The 25,696-nt window shown below is 61.8% G+C and carries 21 protein-coding genes; 11 read left to right on the top strand and 10 right to left on the bottom strand.

Annotated features, from left to right (window positions below; all coding sequences use genetic code 11):
- The first annotated feature begins 108 nt into the window (after window positions 1-108).
- The 5 genes from ACILSO_RS02435 (at window position 109) to ACILSO_RS02415 (ending at window position 9,294) form a co-directional block, all read left to right on the top strand.
- Window positions 109-1,269 (top strand): efflux RND transporter periplasmic adaptor subunit, encoded by a 1,161-nt coding sequence (locus tag ACILSO_RS02435; RefSeq protein ID WP_395735771.1) that lies wholly within the window; start codon window positions 109-111, stop codon window positions 1,267-1,269.
- A 109-nt stretch (window positions 1,270-1,378) separates the two neighbouring features.
- The gene (locus ACILSO_RS02430; protein WP_395735770.1) at window positions 1,379-4,516 is read left to right on the top strand and encodes an efflux RND transporter permease subunit; all 3,138 of its coding nucleotides are present in this window, start codon (window positions 1,379-1,381) and stop codon (window positions 4,514-4,516) included.
- Window positions 4,509-5,930, top strand: coding sequence for an efflux transporter outer membrane subunit (locus ACILSO_RS02425; protein WP_395735769.1), 1,422 nt, complete (start codon window positions 4,509-4,511; stop codon window positions 5,928-5,930). Before ACILSO_RS02430 ends, ACILSO_RS02425 begins: the two co-directional genes overlap by 8 nt.
- Before the next feature lie 350 nt (window positions 5,931-6,280).
- Window positions 6,281-6,919 (top strand): tol-pal system YbgF family protein, encoded by a 639-nt coding sequence (locus ACILSO_RS02420; protein ID WP_395735768.1) that lies wholly within the window; start codon window positions 6,281-6,283, stop codon window positions 6,917-6,919.
- A gap of 62 nt (window positions 6,920-6,981) precedes the next feature.
- Window positions 6,982-9,294 carry a ComEC/Rec2 family competence protein gene (locus tag ACILSO_RS02415; RefSeq protein ID WP_395735767.1) on the top strand — a complete coding sequence of 771 codons (2,313 nt, stop codon included), beginning with the start codon at window positions 6,982-6,984 and terminating at the stop codon, window positions 9,292-9,294.
- Window positions 9,295-9,303: 9 nt separating this feature from the next.
- Here the strand turns inward: ACILSO_RS02415 and ACILSO_RS02410 are convergent, their stop codons facing one another.
- Together ACILSO_RS02410 and ACILSO_RS02405 are read right to left on the bottom strand one after the other, a co-directional pair.
- Window positions 9,304-10,509, bottom strand: coding sequence for a S1C family serine protease (locus tag ACILSO_RS02410; RefSeq protein ID WP_395735766.1), 1,206 nt, complete (start codon window positions 10,507-10,509; stop codon window positions 9,304-9,306).
- A 98-nt stretch (window positions 10,510-10,607) separates the two neighbouring features.
- Entirely contained in the window at window positions 10,608-11,036 is a 429-nt protein-coding gene (locus tag ACILSO_RS02405; RefSeq protein ID WP_395735765.1) for a response regulator, read from the bottom strand.
- Window positions 11,037-11,164: 128 nt separating this feature from the next.
- Between ACILSO_RS02405 and ispG the strand changes: the two genes are divergently transcribed.
- A complete protein-coding gene (gene ispG, locus ACILSO_RS02400; protein ID WP_395735764.1) occupies window positions 11,165-12,949 on the top strand; it encodes a (E)-4-hydroxy-3-methylbut-2-enyl-diphosphate synthase in 1,785 nt (594 codons plus the stop codon).
- A 78-nt stretch (window positions 12,950-13,027) separates the two neighbouring features.
- On the top strand, window positions 13,028-13,810 hold the full coding sequence (locus ACILSO_RS02395) for a hypothetical protein (RefSeq protein WP_395735763.1): 783 nt from the start codon (window positions 13,028-13,030) through the stop codon (window positions 13,808-13,810).
- Window positions 13,811-13,854: 44 nt separating this feature from the next.
- On the opposite strand, the gene ACILSO_RS02390 is transcribed toward ACILSO_RS02395, so the two are convergent.
- Window positions 13,855-14,379 (bottom strand): NUDIX domain-containing protein, encoded by a 525-nt coding sequence (locus tag ACILSO_RS02390; protein WP_395735762.1) that lies wholly within the window; start codon window positions 14,377-14,379, stop codon window positions 13,855-13,857.
- Complete coding sequence (locus ACILSO_RS02385) at window positions 14,372-14,743, bottom strand: hypothetical protein (RefSeq protein WP_395735761.1); 372 nt, start codon at window positions 14,741-14,743, stop codon at window positions 14,372-14,374. Before ACILSO_RS02385 ends, ACILSO_RS02390 begins: the two co-directional genes overlap by 8 nt.
- A 21-nt stretch (window positions 14,744-14,764) precedes the next feature.
- Here ACILSO_RS02385 and ACILSO_RS02380 point away from each other — a divergent pair, with 21 nt between their 5' ends.
- Both ACILSO_RS02380 and ACILSO_RS02375 read left to right on the top strand, forming a co-directional pair.
- Window positions 14,765-15,634 carry an FHA domain-containing protein gene (locus ACILSO_RS02380; protein WP_395735760.1) on the top strand — a complete coding sequence of 290 codons (870 nt, stop codon included), beginning with the start codon at window positions 14,765-14,767 and terminating at the stop codon, window positions 15,632-15,634.
- A 244-nt stretch (window positions 15,635-15,878) separates the two neighbouring features.
- Window positions 15,879-17,006 (top strand): hypothetical protein, encoded by a 1,128-nt coding sequence (locus ACILSO_RS02375; RefSeq protein WP_395735759.1) that lies wholly within the window; start codon window positions 15,879-15,881, stop codon window positions 17,004-17,006.
- A 129-nt stretch (window positions 17,007-17,135) separates the two neighbouring features.
- Here the strand turns inward: ACILSO_RS02375 and ACILSO_RS02370 are convergent, their stop codons facing one another.
- Window positions 17,136-18,596, bottom strand: coding sequence for a hypothetical protein (locus tag ACILSO_RS02370; protein WP_395735758.1), 1,461 nt, complete (start codon window positions 18,594-18,596; stop codon window positions 17,136-17,138).
- 112 nt (window positions 18,597-18,708) lie between these two features.
- Entirely contained in the window at window positions 18,709-19,989 is a 1,281-nt protein-coding gene (locus tag ACILSO_RS02365) for an MFS transporter (RefSeq protein ID WP_395735757.1), read from the bottom strand.
- 166 nt (window positions 19,990-20,155) lie between these two features.
- Here ACILSO_RS02365 and ACILSO_RS02360 point away from each other — a divergent pair, with 166 nt between their 5' ends.
- Entirely contained in the window at window positions 20,156-21,709 is a 1,554-nt protein-coding gene (locus tag ACILSO_RS02360; protein ID WP_395735756.1) for a hypothetical protein, read from the top strand.
- 114 nt (window positions 21,710-21,823) lie between these two features.
- On the opposite strand, the gene ACILSO_RS02355 is transcribed toward ACILSO_RS02360, so the two are convergent.
- The 4 genes from ACILSO_RS02355 to ACILSO_RS02340 are packed head-to-tail and all read right to left on the bottom strand — an operon-like array spanning window position 21,824 to window position 24,320.
- Window positions 21,824-22,369, bottom strand: a complete 546-nt coding sequence (locus ACILSO_RS02355) for a hypothetical protein (RefSeq protein WP_395735755.1) — start codon at window positions 22,367-22,369, stop codon at window positions 21,824-21,826.
- Between the two features lie 3 nt (window positions 22,370-22,372).
- A complete protein-coding gene (locus tag ACILSO_RS02350) occupies window positions 22,373-22,801 on the bottom strand; it encodes an ExbD/TolR family protein (protein ID WP_395735754.1) in 429 nt (142 codons plus the stop codon).
- A gap of 7 nt (window positions 22,802-22,808) precedes the next feature.
- A complete protein-coding gene (locus ACILSO_RS02345; protein WP_395735753.1) occupies window positions 22,809-23,450 on the bottom strand; it encodes a MotA/TolQ/ExbB proton channel family protein in 642 nt (213 codons plus the stop codon).
- Between the two features lie 54 nt (window positions 23,451-23,504).
- The gene (locus ACILSO_RS02340) at window positions 23,505-24,320 is read right to left on the bottom strand and encodes an energy transducer TonB (protein WP_395735752.1); all 816 of its coding nucleotides are present in this window, start codon (window positions 24,318-24,320) and stop codon (window positions 23,505-23,507) included.
- Between the two features lie 155 nt (window positions 24,321-24,475).
- Between ACILSO_RS02340 and ACILSO_RS02335 the strand changes: the two genes are divergently transcribed.
- Entirely contained in the window at window positions 24,476-25,600 is a 1,125-nt protein-coding gene (locus ACILSO_RS02335) for a hypothetical protein (RefSeq protein WP_395735751.1), read from the top strand.
- The last annotated feature ends 96 nt before the right edge of the window (window positions 25,601-25,696 follow it).

The raw sequence follows: 25,696 nt of genomic DNA, 5'->3' as shown, positions 1-25,696 counted from the left end.
AATAGCCCGTGAAGGGGATGGAAAACACCATACGCCCCCCTCCGTCCGCAGCCCCTTTTTCGGCGTGCTTTGGAGAAGTGGCATATCTGCTGCTCATGCAAAAGTTTCATGACCCTCCGCCATTCTCTCCGTGAAAAACGTGCCAGCGCCATTGCCAGGGCAGCCCTGTGCTGCGCGGTGCTCCTGCCAGCCCTCTCTTGCAGCGAGAAAAAAACGGCCTCCAGCCACGAGGCCAGCAAATCCTACCCCGTCACCTCCGGCATGGTCATGGATGTGCCGCATGGCCAGGAATATGTGGCCAGCATTCAGAACTCCAACTTTGTGGAGCTGCGCGCCCGCGTGAACGGACACCTGGAAACCATCCCCGTCGATGAAGGACAGCGTGTGACGAAAGGGCAGGTGCTCTTCACCATCAGCAGCCATGAGTTTCAGGAGGAGCTGAAGCGTGCCAATGCCAGGCTCAAATCCGCCATGGCCGAGGCCAAAATGGCGGAGATCGACCTGCAGAACAATCAGCTGCTGCTGGAGAAGAAGATCATCGCCCGCTCGGAATGGGAGCTGGCGCAGGCGCGGCTGGACTCCGCCATGGCCAAGGTGGATGAAGCACGCACCACCGTCTCCGATGCGGAACGCAAGCTGACCTATGCCGAAGTGCGCGCGCCGTTTGACGGCATCATCAACCGCATTCGCACCAAGGCGGGCAGCCTCGTCTCCGAGGGCGACCTGCTCACCTCCATCTCCAATGACGGCGATGTGTACGCCTACTTCAATGTCTCCGAGCGCGAATACCTGGAGCTGGCGCGCAGGAAGGATCTGGGAGTGGAAGGCAGCGTGGAGCTGGAGCTGGCGAATGGCGAGATCCATCCGCACAAGGGTCGCATCGAAACCTGGGAAAGCGTGATCTCCAAGAGCACCGGAAACATCGCCTTTCGCGCACGCTTCCCCAATCCCGAGCATCTGCTGAAGCATGGCTCCAGCGGCAAGGTGATGGTGCAGTCACGCCTGAAAAACGCCCTGGTCATCCCGCAGAAATGCACCTTCGAAGTTCAGGACAAGATCTGCGTCTACATGCTGAATGCGGACAACAGCATCCAGTTGCGCAGCATCGGCACCAAGCTGCGCCTGCCCAACCACTACGTCATCGACTCGGGTCTGCAGCCCACGGATCGCATCATCTTTGAAGGCATTCAGGTGGTGAAGGAGGGCGAGGTGATCGCGCCCGACTTCAAATCTCTGGAGGAAGTGGCCCCTTTCTACGCAGCAAGGTAAGGCGGCACACAGCTACGTCCAAAAAATCCGGCCTGAACGTGGCGCGGCAGTCCCCCTGCGCGCCCAGGTCTCACAAATCATGCACCCAAACGAGAACAAGAAGGCCTGAATGATCCAGCAGTTTATCCGCAGACCCGTGCTCTCGATGGTTGTGTCCATCATCATCACCTTCCTCGGCCTGCTGGCTTTGTTTCAGCTTCCCATCACCCAGTTCCCCAGCATCGCGCCGCCGGAGGTCAATGTGACGGTGGAGTACACGGGCGCCAATGCCGAGACGCTGACGAAGGCGGCCATCGTGCCACTGGAGCGCTCCATCAATGGTGTGCCGAGGATGAAATACATGTCCTCACGCGCGGCGAACGATGGCATTGGCGTCATCTCCGTGGTGTTTGAGGCTGGCACGGATCCGGACGTGGCCGCTGTGAATGTGCAGAACCGCGTGGCCACCGTGATGGGAGAGCTGCCGGAGGAAATCATCAAGGCCGGCGTCCGCATCGCCAAGGAGGAGAAGGCCATGCTGATGTACCTCGACATCACCAGCACCAATCCGGACATCGACGAGATGTTTTTGTACAACTTCGCCGACATCAACATCTTCACCGAGCTGAAGCGCATCAAAGGCGTCGGCTTTGTGGACATCCTCGGCACGCGGGAGTACGCCATGCGCATCTGGCTCAAGCCGGACAGCATGCTGGCCTACAACATCTCGGCCGAGGACGTGCTCGTGGCGCTCAAGGAGCAGAACGTGGAGGCCGCACCCGGCAAGGTGGGGGAAAGCTCGGACAAGTCGGAGCCGCACCTTCAGTACGTCATTCGCTACTCCGGCAAATACCGCACCAAAGAGGACTATGAAAAGATCCCCATCCGCTCCAACGAGGAAGGGCAGGTGCTGCGCATCAAGGACATCGCGGAGGTGGAGTTCAGCACGAACTACTTTGACGTGGAAGCCAGGCTCAATGGCAAACCCACGGCGGCCATCCTGCTGAAACAGCTGCCCGGCTCGAATGCGAACGAAGTCATTGCCAGCATCAAGCAGCGCATGGCTGAGATCAAGGAGACCACCTTTCTCAAAGGCATGAACTACGAGATCAGCTACGACGTCTCGCGCTTTCTTGATGCTTCTTTGCACGAGGTGGTGCGCACGCTGGCGGAGGCCTTTTTGCTCGTCTCCATCGTGACGTTTGTGTTCTTGCAGGACTGGCGCTCCACGCTCATCCCGGTCATCGCCGTGCCGGTGTCTCTCGTAGGCACGTTCTTTTTCATGCAGCTGCTCGGCTTTTCGCTGAATCTCATCACGCTGCTCGCGCTGGTGCTGGCCATCGGCATCGTGGTGGACGGGGCCATCGTGGTGGTGGAGGCCGTGCATGCCAAGATGGAGGGCACCGGCGCAGGACCGCGCCAGGCCACGGAGGAGGCCATGCAGGAGATTGGCGGCGCCATCATCGCCATCACTTTGGTCATGGCCGCCGTCTTTGTGCCCGCGTCCTTCATGTCCGGACCTTCTGGCATTTTCTACCAGCAGTTTGCGCTGACCATGGCCATCGCAATCGTGCTTTCCGGCGTGGTGGCGCTCACGCTCACGCCCGCGCTTTGCGCCTTGATGCTGAAAAACACGCATCATGCGCCGAAGCGCAAAAATCTGCTGACCCGCTTCTTCAGCCTTTTCAACAAGAGCTACGACAAGGTCTCCGGCGTTTATCATGGATGGATTCTGGCGCTGGCCGGCAGGCGCGGCTTGAGCTGGCTGCTGCTGCTGGCCTTCTGCGGCGTCATGGTCCTCACAGGCGGCAGGCTGCCTTCCGGCTTCATCCCCAATGAAGACCAGGGCGCGTTTTACGTGGGTATCACGACTCCGGCAGGCTCCACCCTGGAGCGCACCAAGGCCGTGGTGGACGAGATCCAGCACTGCTGCGAGGGCATCCCCTCCATCTCCTCCGTGTCCACGCTCGCAGGCTCCAACATCATCACGGACGCCAGCGGCTCCACCTATGGCTCCTGCCTCGTCAATCTCACCGGCTGGCATGACCGAAAAGAGTCCGTTGGCGAAGTGATGAGCGAACTGGTGCGCAGGACGCGGCACATCAAGGACGCGGAGATCGAGCTCTTCTCTCCTCCCGCCGTGCCCGGCTATGGAAATGCCAGCGGCTTTGAACTCCGCCTGCTGGACCGCACCGGCACCGGTGACTTCAAAAACATGGAGGCCGTGGCGGCGAAGTTCATCGCCGATCTGAAGCAGCGGCCCGAGATCGCCAATGCCTTCACCAGCTTTGACGCCAGCTTCCCCCAGTACCTCGCGCATGTGGACAATGACCAGGCCGCGCAAAAAGGCGTGACCGCCAACAACGTGATGAGCACCCTGCAGACCATGCTCGGCGGCAAGTACGCCACCAATTTCATCCGCTTTGGCCAGCTCTACAAAGTCATGGTGCAGACACTGCCGGAGTACCGTGCGCGCCCGGAGGACATCCTGAAACTGCATGTGAAAAACGACACCGGAGAGATGGTGCAGATAGGCACCTTTGTGCAGCTGGAGAAAGTCTTCGGCGTGGACCAGGTGACGCGCTACAACATGTTCACCTCCGCCGAGATCAATGGCGAGCCTGCTGCGGGCTTCAGCAGTGGCGCGGCCATCAAGGCCGTCCAGGAAACAGCGAAGGAGAAGCTGCCCAAAGGCTTCAGCATCGACTGGGCGGGCATCACGCGGGATCAGATCATGGCCGGAAACCAGGCGATCTACATCTTCATTATCTGCCTGGCCTTTGTGTACCTCCTGCTGGCCGCGCAGTATGAGAGTTTTCTGCTGCCGCTGCCCGTCATTCTCTCCCTGCCGACGGGGCTGGTGGGTGCCTTCGCGTTTCTGCTGTGGCTGGGGCTGGAAAACAACATCTACGCGCAGGTGTCCATGATCATGCTGATCGGCCTACTTGGAAAGAACGCCATTCTTGTGGTGGAGTTTGCCATCCAGCGGCAGCGCGAAGGCCTCGCGCCATTGCAGGCGGCGGTGGAGAGCGCCACCTCGCGCCTGCGGCCCATTTTGATGACCTCGCTGGCCTTTGTCGCGGGCCTGAGTCCGCTCATGGCAGCTTCAGGCGTGGGTGCCGCGGGCAACCGCACCATTGGCGCAGCAGCGGTGGGCGGAATGATCTTCGGCACTGTGTTTGGCATGCTCCTCATCCCGGGCCTCTACGTCATTTTTGCCTCCATCACTCGAACCTCTGAACCCGCCAAAGCACCGGAACATGCGTGAAGTTTTGCCACAAAACTGGCCCCTGCTGAGCGCCTGCCTTTCGCTCCTGCCTCTGATGCTGACCAGCTGTGAAGATCTGCGCCGCTTCGGAAAAAAAACGCCGCCGCCTCAAGCGGATAAAACAGCCGCCTTCACCGGCGTGAGCCAGTGGAAGAAACATTTCACCGATCCAAAACTGCAGGCGCTCACTGACAAGGCGCTGGAGAACAACCGCGATCTCAAGATCGCGCTGCAACGTATCGAGATGGCGCGCGCGCAGATCACCGCCGCACGCAGCGCACTCGCGCCCAAGGTCTCCGGAGTTGCAGGCGCGGGGCTGCAGCGCTTTGGCCTCTACACCATGGATGGCGCAGGCAACAGCACATCGCCCATCTACGACGGCCGCATCGTGCCACGGGATCTGCCCGACTACATGCTCGGCCTGCAGACCACCTGGGAGATCGACCTGTGGGGCAAGCTGCGCAGCAAAAAAACCTCCGCCACCGCGCGCCTGCTCGCCAGCGTGGAAGGAAGAAACCTGGTGCAGACGCAGCTGATCGCCGAGCTGGCCACCGCCTACTACGAGCTGCTGGCGCTGGATGCTGAGATCACCAACATCGACGAAACCATCAAGATTCAGCGTGATGCTTTGGAAACCGTGCAGACGCAGAAGCAGGCAGGCGCAGCCAATGAACTGGCGGTGCAGCAGTTTGAGGCGCTGCTCTTCAATCTGCAAGGCATGCGCTTCGACATCCAGCAGCAGATCGTGGAGCAGGAGGGCATCATCTGCAGCCTGCTGGGAGATCCGCAGCGCCCCATCCTGCGCAGCAAGCTCGGGCTGCAGCACGCGGCGCCGCCGCAGCTCTCCGCCAGTGTGCCGGCGGATCTGCTGAAAAACCGCCCGGACATCCGTCGTGCCGAGTTTGAACTCGCAGCTACCAAGGCCGATGTGAAAGCAGCAAAGGCGGCCTTTCTGCCCTCCGTCTCCATCAACGGCATGCTGGGCCTGCAGGCTTTCCGCAGCAATCTCCTCTTCAGCGCCCACTCCGCCACGTACTCCGCGCTCGGAGGCCTCGTGGCTCCGCTGATCAATCGCAAGGCCATCCAGGCCGAGTTTGACCACGCCACTGCCTCGCAGCTGGAGGCCCTGGCCGCCTACCAGCAGTCCATCGTAAACGGTTACGTGGAGGTGCACAACCAGCTCGCCTTCATCCGCATTTTAAAAGACCTGCAAGCGGTAAAATCGAAGGAGGTTCATCTGCTCATCGAGTCCGTGGGCACGGCCAGCGATCTCTTTCGCACCCGCCGCGCCACCTACATCGAGGTGCTCAATGCGCAGCAAAATGCGCTGAAAGCACGCCTGCAGCTGATCGGCGTGACCAAGCGCCAGTTCCAGGTGCAGGCGCAGCTTTACAAAGCCCTAGGCGGCGGCTGATCAGATAGTGACGGCCGCACTTGCCTGTCCCGAATGGCAGCAGCTCGTACCACGATCCATGAATAGAAGTCTGGGAGATAGCTTGGCAAAGAATCAACCACAGAGGCCTGAAACTGATCTTGATCGCAGATCTCTTTGTTCATCGTGCCTCTGCGGTTAAAAAACGCCCCCCTCCTACTCGCCAGACCTTTTGACCGCTCAAGGGATGAAGCTCTTGTTTCGACGCGTGTTTCCCCTGTCTTTGCAGACATCCACCGCGCAAAGTTGAAGCCGTCCCCCTCCCCCCTCCAAATTTCGTGCTTGGTGAATCGAGGCCGTTTTGATAGCGTCCCAAATAACCAGCCCGAATTATGAACCGCGCGCTTATCATCCGCATCTGCGTCATCACTCTCGCCGTCCTGCTCCTCGCCCTGCTGTGGACTTTCATGAAAGAGATGGGCGACGGTGGAAAGCTGGTGTTCATGATCTTCATCGGCCTCATTGGTGGCCTGCTCGCCGTGAAGTTCGTCATCCCCTGGGTGGGAGACTTGATGGGGGAGGCGGTCTTCTCCTCCGGCGAACGGGTCGAGCAGGACAAGATGACCAAGGCGGCCGCCTGCATCGCCAAAGGCGACTACACCGGCGCGATCGAGTACTATGAGAAAATGCTGGAGGACAAGCCTGACGATCCCTTCCCCGTGGCCGAAATTTCCAAGGTCTATGCCGAGCGTCTGCGTGACCCGCAGGCGGCGCTGAAGGCCCTTGAGGAGCACCTGCAGAGCAAGGACTGGCCCGTGGATGACGCGGCATTCATCATGTTCCGCATCGCCGACATTCATCTGACCCACCGCCATGATTTTGAAACCGCTCGCGACATGCTGGAGCAGATCATCGGCAACTTCCCCAACACCCGCCACAGCGCCAATGCGCACCACCGCATGAGCGAACTCGAGCAGATGCAGTACAAGCTCTTGATGGAACAGCGCTCGAAGGGCGCGGCGACCGCGTAGGCACCCACATCTGCCGGTGCATGCTCGCAAAACTCCAGCGTTGGGCACGGATCAATCCGCTCATGGCTCTGGCGCTTGCGGCCGTGTGCGGCATCCTTGCCAGTGAATGGGGCTGGCTGCACGCAAATGGCACGTGGTTTCTTTTGGGAACCACCGCTCTGCTGGCTGCGGCGCTGCTCAGCGGGCGTGCCTGGCTGCTGCCGCCGGCTTGCCTCATGGTCTTCGCATTCGTCCATGCCACACGCATCGACGAGACCTACGGCCACCCTCTGCGTCTGGCCCTGCAGCAGCAGGAAGGCCCGGTGCAGGCTACGGTGCGCGGCAGCCTGCTGCCCGAGTATGACTCCACGGCCGATGGCCGCGCGCACGCGCTGTGCGAGACGCAGCAGATCGAGATCACGCAGAGCGGCAGCGCTTTCTCCCAGCCCGCCACGCTGCTGGTGCGCCTGCCCAAAAACATCCCCTTTCCCGGCCCCGGCGTGTATGACCTTCATGGCATGCTTTCCCTGCCGCGGCCTGCTTCCAATCCCGGCACCTTTGACTCGCAGGAGTACGCGTTGCGCATGGGCAGAGTGGCACGCTTTGACGTCGAAAAGCTGCAGCGCGCGGAAGGTGGCGGCGAGGTGTGGTGGTGCTCCTTTCTCGAACGGGCGGAGCGCTGCCGGCAGTGGATCAGCCACCAGCTTGGGCAGGATTTGGATGACGACCCAAAAACCGTGGCCGTGCTGCGCGCCATGGCGCTGGGAGTCTCCGCTGAAGCGGATGACGAAATCGAGGACGCCTTCCGCAACAGCGGCACGCTGCACGTTTTTGCCGTCAGCGGCCTGCATGTGGCCATGCTGGGAGCCATCGTGCTGGTGGCGCTGGGCATGGTGGGCACGCGGCGGGATGTCTCGCTGTGGCTCGTCATCTTCGTCGTGTTTGCGTATGCTTTTGTGACCGGCTGGCGGCCTTCCGCCTCACGTGCGGCCTTCATGGTGGCCATCTACCTCAGCTCCGCGCTGCTGGACCGCAGATCGTCTCTGGAAAACAGCCTCGGCGCCGCCGCCCTGCTGCTGCTGGGCACGGACTCACACCAGCTCTTCATGCCCGGCTTTCAGCTCTCCTTTGGCGTGCTGTGGCTAAGCACCATCGGTGCGGCTCCGCTGTTGAGGCGCTTCACGCGCTTTGCCCAGCTGGACCCTTTCCTGCCGCCGCAGCTCGCCAGCTGGCAGCAGCGGACCTCCAGCCAGTGCCGCCTGTGGCTCGTGCGCACCGTCTGCGTTTCGCTCGCCGCATGGCTTGGCAGCCTGCCCTTCATTCTAGGTCATTTTCAAGCCGTGACTCCCGTGGCCGTCATCGCCAATTGCGTGCTCGTGCCGCTGTCATCCCTGTGCCTGGCGGCCACCACCCTGAGCCTGTGCGCGGCGGCGGTGCGTCTGACGGGCCTGCAGATCATTTTCAACAATCTGAACTGGTGCCTCGCCAGGGCCATGATCGTCAGCTCCGCATGGTTCGCCGCGCTGCCGGGCGCAAATTTCCATTTCCAGCCCGGCGCCGTTCTTGCCTCCTCGTCCGCCCCCGCCGTGTGGCACATGCTGGAGCTGCCGCGCGGCGGCTCGGCCAGTCATCTGCGCATCGGCTCGGAGCACTGGCTTTTCGACACCGGGGACGAGGCCGCCTTCCGCCGCGTGCTGCGCCCATATTTGCATTCAAACGGCGTCAATCAGGTGACCGGCGTTTTCCTCAGCCACAACGACGCCGACCACATCGGCGGCCTTCCCGCCGTGCTCAGCACTTTTCAGGCCCCCAAGATCTATGCCAGCGCCCAGGAGCCCGGGCCGCGCGACTCCTCGCGCTCGCCGCTGCGCCGTCTGCTCGATCAGCCGCACCCGCCCTCCCTCCATGGCCTGCGCACCGGTGAAAGCATCGCGCTTTCCGAGGGCGCGGCTTTTAAAGTCAAAGCGCAGATGCTGCACCCCGCGCCGAATCTGCCCGGAGAAAGCGGAGACGACCGCGCCATGGTGCTGCTGCTCCACCTCGGCCCCTGGCGCGTTCTGTGGATGAGCGACGCCGGCTGGCGCGCCGAAAAAGCCCTCTGCGCCAGCGCCGCCGACCTGGGCTGCGACATCCTCATCCGCAGCCAGCACGAAGACGACCGCGCCCCCAGCGCCGAATTTCTCCTCCGCGCCCGCCCCCAGCTGATCCTCTGCGGCAGCGACCCCCGTGACGCTCAGACCGCCCTCCCAGCCTCCCTGGTAGACCATGCCACAAAGCATCACATCCCCCTCTTCGACACCTGGACCGCCGGCAGCGTCGAGGTCCAGTTTGACACGGCCGAACTGCGCCTCTCCACCACCCGCACCCGGCAGCACCTCACCCTGAAGCCCCGGTAGGCCACCCCATCACTTCCCCGGCTCCGGCCTCGTGCCGAGGCGGGCGATGATGTCTCCCATCTTGCTGTTGCGAATGACTTCGAGCTTCACCTCGCTGCCGGGCGGCTGGGTGCGGATGATCTGCAGCAGGTCGGCGGGGGAGCGGAAGGCCATGCCCTGAAACTTCGTGACCACATCCCCCGGGCGCAGGCCTGCATCGAAGGCGGGCGACTTGTCGCCAATGCCGGACACCAGCGCGCCTCGGCGCGAGGTGCCCCATACCGGATCGATCTCCACGGGCTCGCTGCTGACTTCGAGGCCGAGGTAGCCCTTGCCCATGTTGCCGCTCATGCCTGCGGCGTTCTTGTCGTCCTCCTTGAGCTTGGCCATCATGCTTTCCACGGCGGATTTCACTTCGTTCGATGGCACGGCCAGCCCCACGCCCTGCCAGCTGTTGGTCTTGGCATCTCCGCGATAAATGGAGACATTGATGCCGAGGATTTCGCCGCGAATGTTCACCAGCGGGCCGCCGGAGCTGCCGGGGTTGATGGCCGTGTCTGTCTGCAGGTAGTCCAGCTGGCTGTCGCTGAGGTGGCGGTCCCGCGCGCTGATGATGCCCTGCGTGACCGTGCCGCTGAGGCCAAAGGGATTTCCCACCGCCAGCACGATCTGGCCCACGCGGGCGTCGTCTGAGTTGGCAAAGTTCAGCGCGGGAAAATCCACGCGCGGGCTCTCGATCTTAAGCAGCGCGATGTCCCGCTCCTTGTTGTAGTCCAGAATGACGGTGAGGTAGGGCCGGTTGTCGTTGGTGGTGACCTGGATGTTGGCCTGAAGTCCCTCAATGACGTGGTAGTTTGTCACGACGTGCCCCTCCTTGCTGATGATCACTCCGGAGCCAAGGCTGGGAATCGGCTCGACTCCCTTTCCTTCGGCATCATTGAACGAACGCCAGCCCATGGGGCCCGGTCGAAAGGAGGTGGTGGAGACGCTGACCACCGAGGGCAGCACAGCGGCGGACACCTTGGCCAGCTCGTCATTCAGGCGGCCGAGCAGCGGCAGTTCATCCCCCGGGATCCTGGCCTTTTGCGGCTGGGTGAGCGGGCCTGCACCGGGTTTTTCGCTCTTGAGCAGATTGACCGCGCCGTAGCCCTCACGCCCGCTGCGCCAGGACGCAAACAGCAGCGCGGCCAGCACGAATACAAACAGCGCAAACAGCAGACGGCGGGTGTTTTCCATGGTTTACCAATGCGCCAGCGGCTGCGAACTTCAAAGTTCAAAATGCGGTCGCTGCCGCACGCAGCAGGGCCACGGCCGCAGAGCCCGGCCGGCAGATCTCAGGCTGCTTTTTTGGGGCACAGGATGATGAGCTTCTGCCGTGAGATCGGCGGCGGTGGCGGTTCCGAGGGCTCGCTGAGGGCGCGCTCCACGGCGGCTTTGATTTCGTCCGGCTCAAAGGGCTTGGTCACGTAGTCACACACACCGCGGCGCACAGCGGTCACGATGTCGCGCGTCTCAGAGCAGGCGGAGACCATCACAAAGCGGGTCTGGGGTGAGGCCTCGCGGGCGTCACGGATCATGTCCAGCCCGTCCATCTCGCCAAGGCGGCGGTCCACCAGCGCCAGGTCTGGCGTCATTTCGCGGATGGCGTCCAGCCCGGCGCGGCCATTGTCAAAGGCCATCACATCATGCCCTTCAGAGCGGCAGAGGGCGGCCAAAAGCTTGAGCACGGGGGGATGATCTTCGATAACAACGATATTTGCCATATTCAGTCAAATCTTACCACGTCCCGCTCAAACCGGCAAGACCCACGTAAGAAACTTGTAAGCACATGCTCATGCCCGCGGCTTCCCGTTTGCGTCACCGCTGCAATCCGGCATTCTAAGCACCCACCATGTCCTCCCCCCTGCTCCGCTACTGCCCCGACCTTTACAACTACCAGCGCCGCGAAACGCGCCCCGTGATGGTGGGGAATGTCCAGATCGGCGGTGGTGCGCCCGTGGTGGTGCAGAGCATGCTGACCAGCGACACCCGGGACGCCGCCGCCTGCGTGAAGGAAGCTCTCGGACTCGCCGAAGCAGGCTGCCAGATCGTCCGCGTCACCGCCCAAACCCGCGTCATCGCCGAAAATCTCCAGCACATCCGCGATGGCATTCGCTCCGCCGGCTGCGATGTGCCGCTGGTGGCCGACATCCACTTCAAACCCGACGCCGCCATGGAAGCGGTGAAGTGGGTGGAAAAAGTCCGCGTGAACCCCGGCAACTACGCCGACAAAAAAAAGTTCGCCGTCAAGGAGTACACCGATGCCGAGTACGCCGCCGAGGTGGCCTACATGGAGGAGCAGTTCGTCCCGCTGGTGAAGGAGTGCATCCGCCTTGGCCGCGCCATGCGCATCGGCACCAATCACGGCTCATTGAGCGACCGCATCATGAACCGCCATGGCGACACGCCGCTGGGCATGGTGGAGAGCGCGCTGGAGTTTGCCCGCATCGCACGTGCGCAGGGCTATCACAATTTCCTCTTCTCGATGAAGGCCAGCAATCCGAAGGTCATGATCGAGGCCTACCGCCTGCTCGTGGCGCATCTCAATGAACTCGGCTCCGACTGGAACTATCCGATCCACCTCGGCGTCACCGAAGCCGGCGATGGCGAAGACGGCCGCATCAAGAGCGCCATCGGCATCGGATCCCTCCTTGCAGACGGCATCGGCGATACCGTGCGCGTCTCCTTGACCGAAGACGCCATCTTTGAGATCCCCGTGGCACAGCAGCTGGTGAAGCCCTACAACGAGGGCCTGCCCGCACAGCACGAGCACATCAGCAACGCTCCGCAGGTCAGCTATGATCCCTTTGACTACGTGCGCCGCAGCTCGGAGGTGGTCACGGTGAATGGCATCAAGACGGGAGGTCTTGAAACCGTGCCCGTATTCACCACCCGCAAGAAGTGGGACGCCGTCGCTCACAAGATCGACAAGCTCGGCGACTACAAGCCGGAGGTCGTCATCGAAGACAGCGGCGTGGTCGAGCTCGACCCGCGCGATGATGCCGCCATCGCCAGCCTTTATGACAGCGCCACCGCCAAGCTCGTCACCATCAAAGACGGCCTCAATCTGCCCGTGATTGCCGCCTACCGCCTGCTCGCCGCCAAGCTTCAGGCGCGGCATCCCATCCTTCTCAAAGACACCTTCCGGGCCGCCGGCAGCGATGACTTCACCGAGAACCTCCTCGTGGCCGCCACCAACATCGGCTCCCTCCTTTGCGATGGCATTGGCGATGCCGTCATCGTGAATGGCGAAGCCGCCCCCGGCCAGGCGCTGCGCATCAGCTACAACATCCTGCAGGCCGCCGGCGTGCGCATTTTCAAGACCGACTACGTCGCCTGCCCGAGCTGCGGCCGCACGCTCTTCAACCTGCAGACCACCACGCAAAAAATCCGCGCCGCCACCGGCCACCTCAAAGGCGTGCGCATCGCCGTCATGGGCTGCATCGTCAACGGCCCCGGTGAAATGGCCGATGCTGACTTCGGCTACGTCGGCGGAGCCCCGGACAAAATCAACCTCTACGTCGGCAAGACCGCCGTGAAGTTCAACATCCCTGAGGAAGAAGCTGTCGAACGCCTCATCGATCTCATCAAAGAACACAACCGCTGGTTTGATGCCCCCGCACCGGTGGCGGCGTAGTGCCACAATCCTCTCATCGCTGAGCGAGGCGACTACTGCACTCTTGCAGCTCCCTCAGCGGCATGACACACTCCGCACATGTCTTTGCAGAAAGCACTTCTGCTTCTCCTCCTGCTGGCACAAAGCCTGCCGGCATTTGGCGAAGGTTTTTCCAAATCCGAAACGCCGCAGAGCTGGTCCCTCAAGCAGATGCAGCACATGCTCGCGGACCGGCCGGTGATGAAGAGCTGCCGGATCGGCGAGCAGATCTACTGGGTGCGGCAGCAGGACAGCATCTGGCAGTGGGTGGCCGAACACTTTGCCGGCAAGACCACCCGCTTCTGGACCGCCTGGCACGGGGACATCCCCACCGAAGGCGCCCAGGCCATGCATTCCTACGGCAAGGACACAGGCTACCTCTATCTCGAGATGCCCGCCGCTGACAGCAAAGAGACCTCCAACCAAGTTTTCGAGCGGCTGTGGAAGGAAGCGGTGTTTGAACTTCTGAACCTGGAAAACGCCCCCGAATTTAGTGCGGCAATTGCGGATGCCTGCGCGGGCAAATGCACCCGGCACGACTACATCGTCCAAACAGTAAGGCTCGAATACGTCGCACTGGGAAAGATGCAGGCCTTTTACACGGATGTCTGGCTGCCCTGGTGCAAGATTTCAGGGTTCGTTCCTGACCCGCAATGCTGGCTCCACAACTACCAGCCAGATTTCGAAACGTGGATCAAGCAATACCCCCCTGACTCACCATACCCTTGGAAATATTACGGTGATTATTACGACGAACTGATGCGCTGGAAGGCGGCCACAGAAACGCCCAAACCCGAGCCGAACGCAGTCAAGGAGACGACGGCAAAGAGCCCGAAGGAGTGAACGAAGCGCAGCCCTGAGGCAGGCCGAAACACGCTGCGACTCCTTCACTTTCCATCCCGCCACAGCCTCACCGCCTCGGCATTCGTCCAGAACGCGAAGTCGTCATACGCCACTTCATCCAGTGGGCAGATCAGCACTTCCGAGACTTCCGAGGCTTGCTTCTTCACGCTGTCAAAGTCAGGTACTCGGGCCACGAAGAACAGATCGATCGTGGGCCAGGTGAAGCCCTGAAAGGGGTAGCGGTTGTTCAGCGCAAGGAAGTAAGTGAAGGCGCTCGCGGGCAGCTCGATGCCCACCTCTTCGTGCACTTCGCGCGCCACGGCCATCTCCCCGGTTTCCTCGGGCTCAATCACACCGCCGGGCAGGCCGAGTTTGCCAAAGCCGGGCTCATGAGCGCGGCGCACCACGAGCACGCGGTTCTGCGCATCCAGCAGCACCGCCACCGCCGCGGCGATGGGGGTGATGAAGTGACGGTAGCCGCACGCGGCGCATACAAACTCGCGCTCACTCTTCTCGATCCATTCGCTGGCGCCGCAGCTGCTGCAAAATTTGTAGGGGGACTCAGCCATTTTTGTTCCTCTTCTCCTGCCGCCGCCGCTCCAGAAAAGCCAGCAGAAATACCAGCACGCAGGCGGCTTTCATCACAAACAGCCACCATGGCTCCCACCACGCGCCGGTTTCCGCCTCGATGATATCCGAGATGCCGAAAATGCCAAAGGACAGCGGCAGCAGCCAGCGCCAGGGCCGGCCCATGCGCAGCCAGATGGCCAGGGATAGCGCGATGACAATCCACAGCCCGGCTTCGATGTGATTGAAGAGGGCGTGAAATTCGCGGGTGACTTCCATTGTTGGCCTACCTTGTCCATTTTCGGCCCTGCTGACAACCTGCGATTTACGCGCAAGGTTCTTGGCTTGCGTGGCATCCTTTGTCACAATGCATGTTAATTTCCGACCATGAGCTCCAACCTCCTCCAATCGTGGCTGCGCCTTCCCAATGGGGAGCGCCATGATTTGAACGGCACCTGCAGCATCGGCCGGTCGCCGGACAATTCCGTGGCCATCGCCGACAGTGAGGTGTCCCGCCGGCATGCCATCATCCAGGCGCAGGGCGAGCGCGAGTTCTGGCTGGTGGATCTGGGCAGTGCGAACGGCACGTATGTAAACGGCCGCCGCATTTCGCAGTCTGTACGCCTGCACAATGGCGATCTCATCCGTGTGGCCAGCAACGAGATGGAATTTTCCACCGAGATTCTCAGTGCCATGCACCCCGGCGGGCAGCAGGCCATGGCCTCCACGATGATCCACATCCGGCAGGCGCAGTGCTGGCTCATGGTGGCGGACATCATCGGCTCCACCAAGCTCTCCCAGACGCTCCATGGCGCGCAATTTCCACGCATGACCGGCAGCTGGTTCAAAACCTGCCGCCAGATCATCGACGAATGCGGCGGCCACATGTCCAAATACCTTGGCGACGGCTTCTTCTGCTACTGGGACGACACGCCGGACAGCGCCATCCAGGTGCGTCAGGCCGTGGCCAGGCTGCATGAGGCCCAGCGCCCGGCCAATCCACCCTTCCGAGTGGTGCTGCACTTTGGCGCGGCCATGCTGGGCACCGTGCCGACCATGAACGAGCTCAATCTGCATGGCCCCGAGGTGAACTTCGTCTTCCGGGTGGAAAAGGTGGCCGCCACGCAAAAACAGAACACGCTGCTCACTGAGGCCGCCGTGAAACGAATGGCGGCGGAAAACGAAGTGCGCTTCGTGCACGAAGGCCCGGTGGAGGGTTTTTCCACCCCGCACAAGTTTTACGCGCCGTCACACTGAGCGGCGCTGATGCAGGCGGCTCCTGCGGGCTCAGAGGAAGGGCACTGCGGCGTGCACTGCGCGCCTCTTTGAGTGCCAACGACGGCCATCGATTACCAGCGGCCCGCTCCTCATTACGCGGAGCAATAAATGCATATTCAAGTGCATAACAGGCTTTTGCCAATGCCCTATTATGTGACAGATCACTTTCATCTCCCAGGTATTCATTTAGCGCTGATCCTCATCCCTCTACGTTTCTTTTTAAGTGTCCGCTCTTCCTTCAACGTCCCGCACAGGACTCACCCGCTGGACCAATCTTTTCAGCCTTTTGGTGATCGGCATCGGCATCTCCGCCATTGCCGGATGGATCTTTGACGTGTCGCTCCTCAAGCGCATCGTGCCGGGCAGCATTGCCATGAAGTTCAATGCGGCGCTCCTGTTTCTGCTCGCCGGCCTTTCCCTGCGTGGCGCTTCCATCTGCCGCAGCCCTCGCTGCCAGCGCATGTCGAAGTTCTTTTCAGGCGTTGTCATTCTTGCTGGCTCTCTCACCCTTTTCGAGCACCTCTCTGGCCAGGATCTCGGCATCGACAATCTCTTCATCGCAGAAAACGCCCCTGCCTCGAAGAAGTATGTCCCTGGCCGGATGTCCACGCAGACGGCCGTCTGCTTTGTCTTCTTCGGCGTCGCACTTCTGCTTTCCCTCGCCGGCCAGATCGGCTGGCGCCGCACCCTTTCGCGCGCCCTCCGCATCTGCCTCACCTTCATTGCGCTGGCCAATCTTTCGGGGCATTTCTTCGGCTTCGTGTTCAGGGTCAGGAGCAGCCAGATCACCGGCATGGCCGTCCACACCGCCCTCGCCTTCCTGCTGCTGGGTGCGGGCCTGTGGTGCGCCATGCATGAGTCCTCTCCGAGAAAGACGCTTCTCTTCAGCGAAACCACCGGCGGCATCATGGCTCGCCGACTTCTGCCGGCCGCGATCTTCCTCCCCGTGTTTCTTGGCTGGCTCGTCCGCAGCGATCTCCGCCCCGTCCTTTACGATTCATCTTCCGGCGTCGCCTTCATCGTCGTCTGCGCCATGTTTTTCTTCACGACGCTCATCCTGGCCACCGCCCGCCAGCTTCACCGTATGGATGTCGCCAGGTGCGAGGCCGTCGAAGCACGTGACCACACCATTGCAGAGCTTCAGCATGCACTTGATGAAGTCCGCACCCTTCAGGGCCTTCTCCCCATGTGCGCCTGGTGCAAAAAAATCCGCGATGACCAGGGCTACTGGGACGACGTCTCCAGCTACATCGCCAGACACACGGGTGCCAGCGTCTCCCACGGCATCTGCCCCGACTGCGCCAGCACCCACTTCCCCGCCGCCACGCAGCCCCTCCCGGATAACCAGTGAAAAGGCAGGCAGCATGGCAGGCCACTCCTGCCCAAAGCCGTCATCCTGGAAGAAAATGGGGATGAGCACCTTTAGGCAGACATGTTCGTGAGGTGCGAGACTTCCCCGGCCCCGCGTTCTTCGCCCTCCTCACTTCGCAGCCGCCGTGGGAAAGAACTCCTGCATGGCGCGCACCGCGCTGTCCACCAGGATCTGTCCTGCCTCAGGTCCCACCTTGTTCACATGGGGCAGGCCGCTGTAGCTGCCGCCCTGGATCGCCAGTGCGGTGGGCAGGTACATGCCGCAGCCATTCGTCAGCTGCAGCACAAAGGTCTGCTGCGCAGGGCTGCGCGCCTTCATCTGCACGCCCCAGTCCAGATACAGTTCAAAGGTGTTCGTCGTCAGCGCCACATCGCCCAGGCGCAGCACATGCAGCTCCATCGCATAAGGGGGCAGGTCCTTCTGATGCTCAAACCGTTCGATGATTCCCTTTTCAAGGCGCAGCATGGTCGTCACGCGGTTGTCGGGCTTCTCCACCACGCTGTACTGCGCCACATTGCGCTTCGCCTCCTCATACTCGCGCTCCATAATGACGCGCGGCGGCAGTTGCAGATCCTCCACACGGTGTGCCAGCGGCACATCGGTGCGGATGTCCGCTTTAGCCGCGTCCAGGGTGTCGGCCACGGCATTGCACAGCCGCCTTCCCAGCTCCTGCTGCCGCGTCAAGCCCCGCAGCTTCAGCATGCGTGCCTCGGCGTCCTTGCGGTACTGTGGATGCGGGGACTGGTCTCCGGCCGCGCTGCACCAGCCCAGCAAGGTCAGCGCCGGCAGGTTCAGCTTTGCCTTCAGCTGCTCGCGTGCGTCATGCCAGAAGTCTGCATTCAGCGTGCTGCGGCTCTCCACCTCCTGCGCGGGACATGCGATGTTCACCGCCACCGCCTGCAGCTTCTGGTTCGCATCCCAGAAAAACAGCGTTTCCACTCCGGCGTCAGCGCCCGCCTCCAGGTGGCGAAATCTCGCATCAGCCGTCTTCGCGTACATCTGCGCATGCCCGTCCGCAAAGACGGAGCGCCGGTTCTCGCCGATCTGTGCAAAACCCAGCGTCCAGCTCACGCCTCCGGGCGCGCGTTTCTTCCACGCCTGCACCACGGCCTGCGACAGCCGCTCGATCATGAACGCCGTGTACTCCGCCGGCGGCATCACACCCTCTTTGGGAATCGGATACGTGATGAGCGTCTCCTCCATGATCTCCGAAGTCACTGGCGCGGTGTGCGTATGCGTGGCGGAGACGATCACCTTCCGCACATCCAGCTCGGGAATCAGCGGCTTCAGATGCTCGCGAAACTGCGCCAGCACCGACTGATGAACCGCCACCAGATCGCAGGAGATGAAGACGGCCTGCTCCACCACCTTGCCGCCATCCACCGACTCCAGCGCCACCACGGCCGCCTCCACCGGAGCTTCAACGCTTTGTGAAACACGCGTGCCAAACTGCCCCGCCAGCGCCACCGGCCTGTCCGGCGTGATGCTGACCGTGGCGGAGCCGACGCGCAGTTCGGCCGCATGCGCTGAAGCCAGCACCAGGAGGGAGAAGCAGATCCATTTCATCATGACGCCGTTTCAATACGGCCCGCCACGCGCGTTTGATCAGAACCGCAGCACATTGCCCCCTGTGACTCCGCCTTCACACCGAACGCAGTCATTCGATATTCGGGACGCCCCTTCAATCCACCGCGCTCGCGGTGCCGTCGGCCTCTTTCGGCTCAGTCGGCAGCAGCAGTGCGATGAACGCGGCGGGAATGAAAAGGTAGCTGGCGAAGAGCATCGCCTCACGGACATTCGGAACGGCCTGATACACGCCGAAGAAAACCGTGCCCGCGGCGGCGATGATGCGGCCGAAATTGTAGCAGAACCCCGCGCCCGTGGTCCGCAGCAGCGTGGGAAACAGCGGCGGCAGGCACATGGTAAAGAGGCCAAACACTCCCTGGCATGCGCCGATGAGAGCGAAGAGCCAGAGCATGGCGTTCCAGGAATGCTCCCAGTGAAAGGTGGCAAACATCGCGCCAAAGTAGGCCAGCAGCATCCAGAAGATGGCCTTGCGATAACCCATCAGCTTCGCAAGCCCGCCGGCAATGAAGTTGCCGATGATCGAGCCAAACATGATCCACATCAGCGCGGCCCCGGCGGACTCCGCCTGGCCCTGTTTGGTCATCGCCATCACTTCGGGCAGTTGTTTGACGACCTTGGCCTGCCAGAACAGGAAGGCCCAGTGCGCGGTCAGAGACACGCCGCAGATGATTAGCACGCGCCACGTCGTGCCGCGCACGGCCGGGCCGAACAGTTCGCCCACACCCGGCGCGGGCTGCTTGCCGCGGGCTTCTTCCCAGGTGTCCGTTTCCGGCACCGCCTTGCGAATCCACACGGTGATCAGCGCGGGCAAAATGCCGACGAGGAAGAGGTATTTCGGCGGCTGGGCCGAAAGAATCCAATGCGCAAGCACTGCCAGAAGCACGCCGAAGTTCACCGCGCTCTGCAGCACTGCCGCGATCCATGGCCGCCACTTTTTCGGCCAGGTCTCTGACAGCAGCGAGGCACCCACGGCCCATTCACCGCCGATGCCGAGAGCCGAAAGAAAACGGCACACCATGAGGTGCCACCATTCCGTGGCGAAAAATGAAAGGCCGGTGAACAGCGCATACGTGAGGATGGTGAGCATCAGCGCCTTGCTGCGTCCGAGCACATCTCCCACACGGCCAAAAAAACCGCCGCCCACCGCCCAGCCGACAAGAAAGGCCGCCTGGATGATCGATCCCTTCACGCCGACATCAGGTGAGTCCTGTGGCAGGTCCATCAACTGCGCCACGAACACGGTCCACACCAGCGTGTAGAGGTGCATGTCGAGCCCGTCGAACAACCAGCCCAGCCACGCGGCGATGCCCGACTTCCATTGATGCGGCGACAGATCACGGAGATGGGTGATTTCAGGAGTGGCTGGTTGGCTCATGCGGTCGCGAGTCTTTAGCAGACCGCCTCCAATGGCAAGCTCTTTACCCGGCCACAGGCAACCTTCCCATAAATCGCCTGCGCTTGCTCTGAGGAGGGGGACCTCAGGAACCGTGCGTTGGGATGAAAATGCAATTTCCATCGTGAAAAGGCGTTCGCATGCGCTCATGCTTTCATCTCTCGCTTCCCGTTTTCCGCTGCTGCTGCTCGGTCTTGGTGTGTTCATCCCGCCAGCCTTTGCGCAAGAAGCCCCTCTTAAACGCCCGCCCGCGCCGGCTCTAAAGAAGGGGGAGAAGCAGCTGTTTGTGGACAGTGAAAGGATCAGCAGCAAGCAGGGGGTGACGCGGGTCGTTCATCCGGCGAAGAAGCTGGATCATCCCGTGCTCACGGCGGAGATGCCATGGGAGGTGCGGACGAAGGACGGCGTGCTGGACAAGCGGGTGAACATTTATGGCACCGTGCTGCTCGATGAAAAATCCGGCTCTTTCCGGATGTGGTATGCAGACCCTGGCAGCGTCCTCTACGCGACTTCTGCCGATGGCCTCCACTGGGAGAAGCCAGTTCTGAATGTCGCAGGCGCCACCAATGAAACGGATCTCCGCCTCCACAGTCCCAGCATCATCGAGGATAAGTTTGAGACGGATCCGAGGAAACGGTACAAGGCCGTGGGCAATGCGAGCCGTGGCGTGGACCCGGCCAAGCTGCAACGGCTCAAGGAGAAGTTTGAGCTCGTGGACTGGTATCGCGACAAGGATCACCGGCTCTATTACTCCGCCTATTCCGCCGATGGCTGGCATTGGACCGTCGAGCCGGAGCCTATCCTGCTCGGGTGCGATACCATCACGCTGTCACAGGATCCGCAGACCGGAGAGTACCTGGCTTTTCACAAGCGCCAGGGAGATCCGCGCGTCGTCGGCATCCGCCACGTGTTTCTTTCCGTCAGCAAGGACATGCAGCACTGGTCTGAGCCGCACCCCGTCGTGGTGGCCGACGAGGTGGACAACAAAGCAGCCCGGAAGCTCAAGGGCGGCACTTATTCCGAATACTACAATCTCTCCGCCTTTCCTTACGCAGGACAATGGCTGGGGTTTGTAACTCATTTCCGACGTGTCGAGCCGCCCTCCGCCTTGTTTGGCAGTGACGAGGTCAATGGCCAGAAGAGGTCCGCAACCGGCATCATTGACGTCAAACTCGTCACCAGCCGCGACGGCCGCCACTGGGAACGCTGCTCAGACCGCAGTCCGGTGATTCCGCTCGGCCCGCATGCCTATGATGCCGGCAGCATCTTCGGCCTGTGCAACGCGCCCGTCTTCGTCGGCGACGAAATGTGGATGTACTACACGGCGGTCACCACGCCGCATGGCGGCCTGGTACCGGAGAAGCAGCAGTCCATCGCCCTCGCCGTCTGGCGCATGGATGGCCTCGCTTCATTGCAGGCTGGAGAAAAAGACGGCAGCATTGAAACGCATGACTTCATTCCCCAGGGCACTCAGCTTTCCGTCAATGCGGACGTCGCAAAAGGCCGCCTCAGCGTGGAGGTGCTGGATGCTTCCGGCCACACGCTGAAAGGCTTCGAAAAGGAGGCCTGCGTGATCGAAGCTCAGGATGGCGTGAAGCTGCCGGTTCGCTGGGGAAATACGTCCACGCTGCCAGCAGGTTCTCCCATGCGTCTGCGGTTCCACCTGCAGAACGGAGATTTGTTTAGCTATGTGATCGAGTAGTTCAGGAACGAGATCCCTCGCCTGCCGGCAGCAGTCCTCCCGCAGCGCCCTGGAATCTTTTACCAGCCTCTGTCCGGCCGCCCGACCGTCTTCTGGTCTCCACCTCTGCGCGTCTCACTTGCTCTTCGCCAGCTTGTTGTACTTCTCCACCAGTTCGTTAAACTCCCGCGTCCTCGCATTGAGCTTGGCGATCGCGTCGTTGCGCTCTTCCGCCAGCTGTTTGAGCAGTTCGTTCTGCTTTTCCATCGCGGTGTTCTGGGTGGTGACGACGGCGTTGTGCTCTTTGATCGCCGCTGCGCCTTTGCCAAAGGCAAGCTGCGTGGCCTCCAGTCCGTGCTGCAGCTGCATCAGCTCGCGCATGTAAATGGCGATGGTGATGCCGCGCGCCACGGAGTCGGCGGAGAGGTCATTATACTCGCGTGAGACTTCCACCAGCCTCGCCTCCACCTCGGCGCGCAGCTCGGTCAGGCGGGCGATTTCTTTTTCATACTCGCGCACCTTGCGCTCCGCCTCGATGCGCAGGACGTTCTCGGCTTCGAGGCGCTTCACCAGATCACCGATGTGGCCGCGCAGGCGGTCCTCGCGCTGCCATTGCACGAGCATGATGCCGCACAGGCCAAGTGAGATGAAAATCAGCAGCGTGATGAGCAGGCGCTTCATGTCTCAAGGATTCGGCTTGGCCGCATTGGCGGGTTTGACGTTGAAGGCCACCTTGGTGAAGCCCGCACGCTTCGCCGCGTCGAGCACCTTCATCACATCGGCATGGCGCGTGTTGCCATCCGCGCTGATGTACACCGGCGTGGTGCGGTCTTTGCCAAAATGTTCCGACAGCTTCCGGTCCAGCTCAGGCAGCGTGACGGCCGTCTTGTCATAGAACACATCTCCCGTGGCATTCACCGCCAGGTTGATCATGTCCGGCTTGAAATCCGATTGCGTGGCCGAGGCCATCGGCAGGTCCACCTTGATGGTCTTCTGCTTCGTCATCGTCAGGCTGACCATCATGAAGGAGGCCAGCAGGAAGAACATCACGTCGATGAGCGGGATGATCTCGAGCCGCGTCTTGCGCTCAGGCAGTGGGGAGTGGAGTTTCACAGCGAGATCAGGCCTTCGGAGTGACTTTGTCAAAGCCGTGCTGCACCGCAAGGATGAGCACGTTGTTGGCGGCGGCTTCCAGGTCAAACTTCAAGCCGGCCAGTCGCGAGTGGAAGTAGTTCATGGGCACCAGCGTGCCGATGGCAATGCCCAGGCCCGCTGCGGTGGCGATGAGCGCCTCGCCGATGCCGCCGGTGACTTTTTCCACCGCCAGCTCGCTGCTGCCGATGCTGCTGAAGCTGCCCATGATGCCGGTCACCGTGCCGAGCAGGCCCAGCAGCGGCGCGAGGGTGACGATGGTGTCCATCGCGCTCAGGTAGCGTCCGGCATCGCGCAGTTCCTGACCTGCGGCCACTTCCAGTGCTCCCTGCATGCTGGTATGGCGGTGGTTGAGGCCGTGGTGGATCATCCGCACCACCGGATCGCCCGATTTCGCCGAAAGCGCGATGGCTTTGGCCAGGTCTCCCTTCTCCAGGGTTTCATACACTTCATCCAGCTGCTTGTTGGAGCGTTTGGCGGAAAAGCGCAGCCACCAGAACACGCGCTCCACGAAGATGCACGCAGCCACCACGCTGACCACAGCGATCGGATACATGATGGGACCGCCTTTGTGAAAGAGATCGACGACTACGTTGGCAAGGATGGGCATGGGAGACTTGGCTGGCGGATGAGAGAGTGTGTGGGACGGGCAGAATGGGAGCCTTTAGCGCAGGCGGAAGGTCAGCGGCAGCGTGTACCGATGCGCCGCACCTCCAGGCCACTGCCAGTTCCGGCGCACCCAGGAGGCGGCATACTCATCCAATGAACTAAAGCCGGTGCTGCCCACCACAGTCACGCCTTCCACCATGCCGGAAGGTCCCACGCTGATGCTCAGACGCACCGTGCCCTGCATCCCGGCGCTGCGGGCAAAGTCAGGATAGCCCGGCTGCGGAAACTTGCCTTTGCCACCGCTGCCAGCCGTGCCGGTGCCACCAGCCGTTCCTGCCTGGGAGGTGCTGGAGCGTGTGCCGCTGCTGCTGGCCACGGCGGCCGTGCGCGTGCGCTGCGGCGTGGGTGCAGGCCTTGGTTTCACTTCGGGGTCCACCGGACGCAGCGCGTCCTCGATCTTCGGCGCGGTCGGGACTGCAAAAACATCTTCCATCGTCATCGCTTCGGCTATCTCCGGCAGATCCAGGTTTTCCGGCGGCGTCTCGACGGTGTCAGGAATTTCCACCGGAAGCACCGGTTCCGCATCTGCTGACTGCTCGGTGCTGGTTTCTGCCATGGAAAGCAGCTCCGCCATGGACGTCTCCACCATGGGGATTTCCTCGGCCTGGTCGAGATCCTCAAGCGACTTCAAATGAATCGGCGGCAGATCGGCGGCAAACATGCCGATGACTCCCACCGTAAGGAAGCTCGCCGTGATGCCGACCATCCACGAGAGCGTGATGATGACCTGCACAAGATGGCTCCGGCGCGGTACCACCGCTGCGGCCGGGATGGCGGCGGCAGTGCTTGGCTGGGGGCGGTCGTATCCCATGGCGGGCAGGTGGGTTAGCATCGAAGAGGTCATTGCACAAGGCAGGGCGGGCACGGAGAATGATACGTAAGCCCAAGGTGTCAACTTGCAATTGCGACTCAGTCGCATCATTGGTCGTATTTTGCTCACTGTTCTGCCAGATTTGTTCCTTCTGTATGCCCCCGCCTCCGCCTGACGTCTCCCCTTCCCGTCCGCCGTCCGACTCCCCGGACGACCGCAATGCCGTGGCAAAAACGTGGATGAAGCGCGGCATCGCCCTGCTCTCCGCCAACGATCCTGCCGCTCTGTCGGAGGCTCTGCAGTGCTTTGATCAGGCCCTGGCCATCCGCCGTGAACTGCCCTTTGAGGAGAGCGCCTGGTACCGGTGGCTCCTCACCGCCTGCTGGATGAACCGGGGCGATGTCCTCACGCGTCTCGGCAGGCCGGAGGACCTCAGCGCCGCCATCCACAGTTTCGATGAAGCCATTTTCCACCTCCTGCATCTCCCTTTGGACGCAGATCCGCAATACCGCTCCCGCCTGGCGCTCGCATGGATGAACCGCTCCCTGGCTCTGCGTGCGCAGGCCACATCAGAAAGCTTGCAGGAAGCGCTGCTCTCGCTCGACCGCGCCAGCAAGGTGTTGGAGGAGAGCGTGACGCCGCAGCGGCCGCTGGGTGCCGCCATGCCTGCCACCGTACTGATCAATCGCGCCGCCGTGCTGCTCGAACTCTCCCCGCCCCGCGCCTTTGAGGCGCTTGAGGTGGCCCAGACTGCCCTCGCCCTCAGCCAGCCCACCGAACATGAGGTTCTGCAAGCCGCCGAGATCAGTCTGAAAGCACGCCACATCTTCTGCCACGCCGTGGCCGTGTTGCTGGAGACACCACCGGTGGACGCCACCCATGCTGATGACTGGATCATGCAGGCAACGGACAAAGTGGACGAAGCCATGCACCTGACCGCCAGCTGGGAGCAGCATGCAGGAGCCGCGCATTTCCGCGGAATGCGGCAGGAGCTGTTCCGCTACGGCTGCCATCTCCTTCTGGCCTACCAGCCCCACTTCCTGGCGGAGTTTCTGCTGGATGTGCTCGATCCCGAGCAGGGCTCCCCGCTTCTCGCCCGCGAGGGCGACTTGTACCAGGTGGGATTGCAGTCTCTGGACCTCGCGGCATCCGAACTGCGCCGTCGCGGCCCGCTGGATCTAGGCCTGAAGGGAATGGACCGCTTGATCGATGTACTGGAGACGCTTAGCCGCGCCGCTGAACGGATCAAAAAGCGCGCAAAGCTGTTATCCTCAGGATGATTTCTGTCCACATAGGAGGTTCGCTTAGCGGCATGATTGACCATTTTTCTGAAGCCCCCTTAATCGGCGGCCGCTGCAGAAAATCATTCACTCACC

The sequence above is a fragment of the Prosthecobacter sp. genome (assembly GCF_044226605.1).
Taxonomy (GTDB): Bacteria; Verrucomicrobiota; Verrucomicrobiia; order Verrucomicrobiales; family Verrucomicrobiaceae; genus Prosthecobacter.
This window is presented reverse-complemented; position numbering and strand designations above follow the sequence as displayed.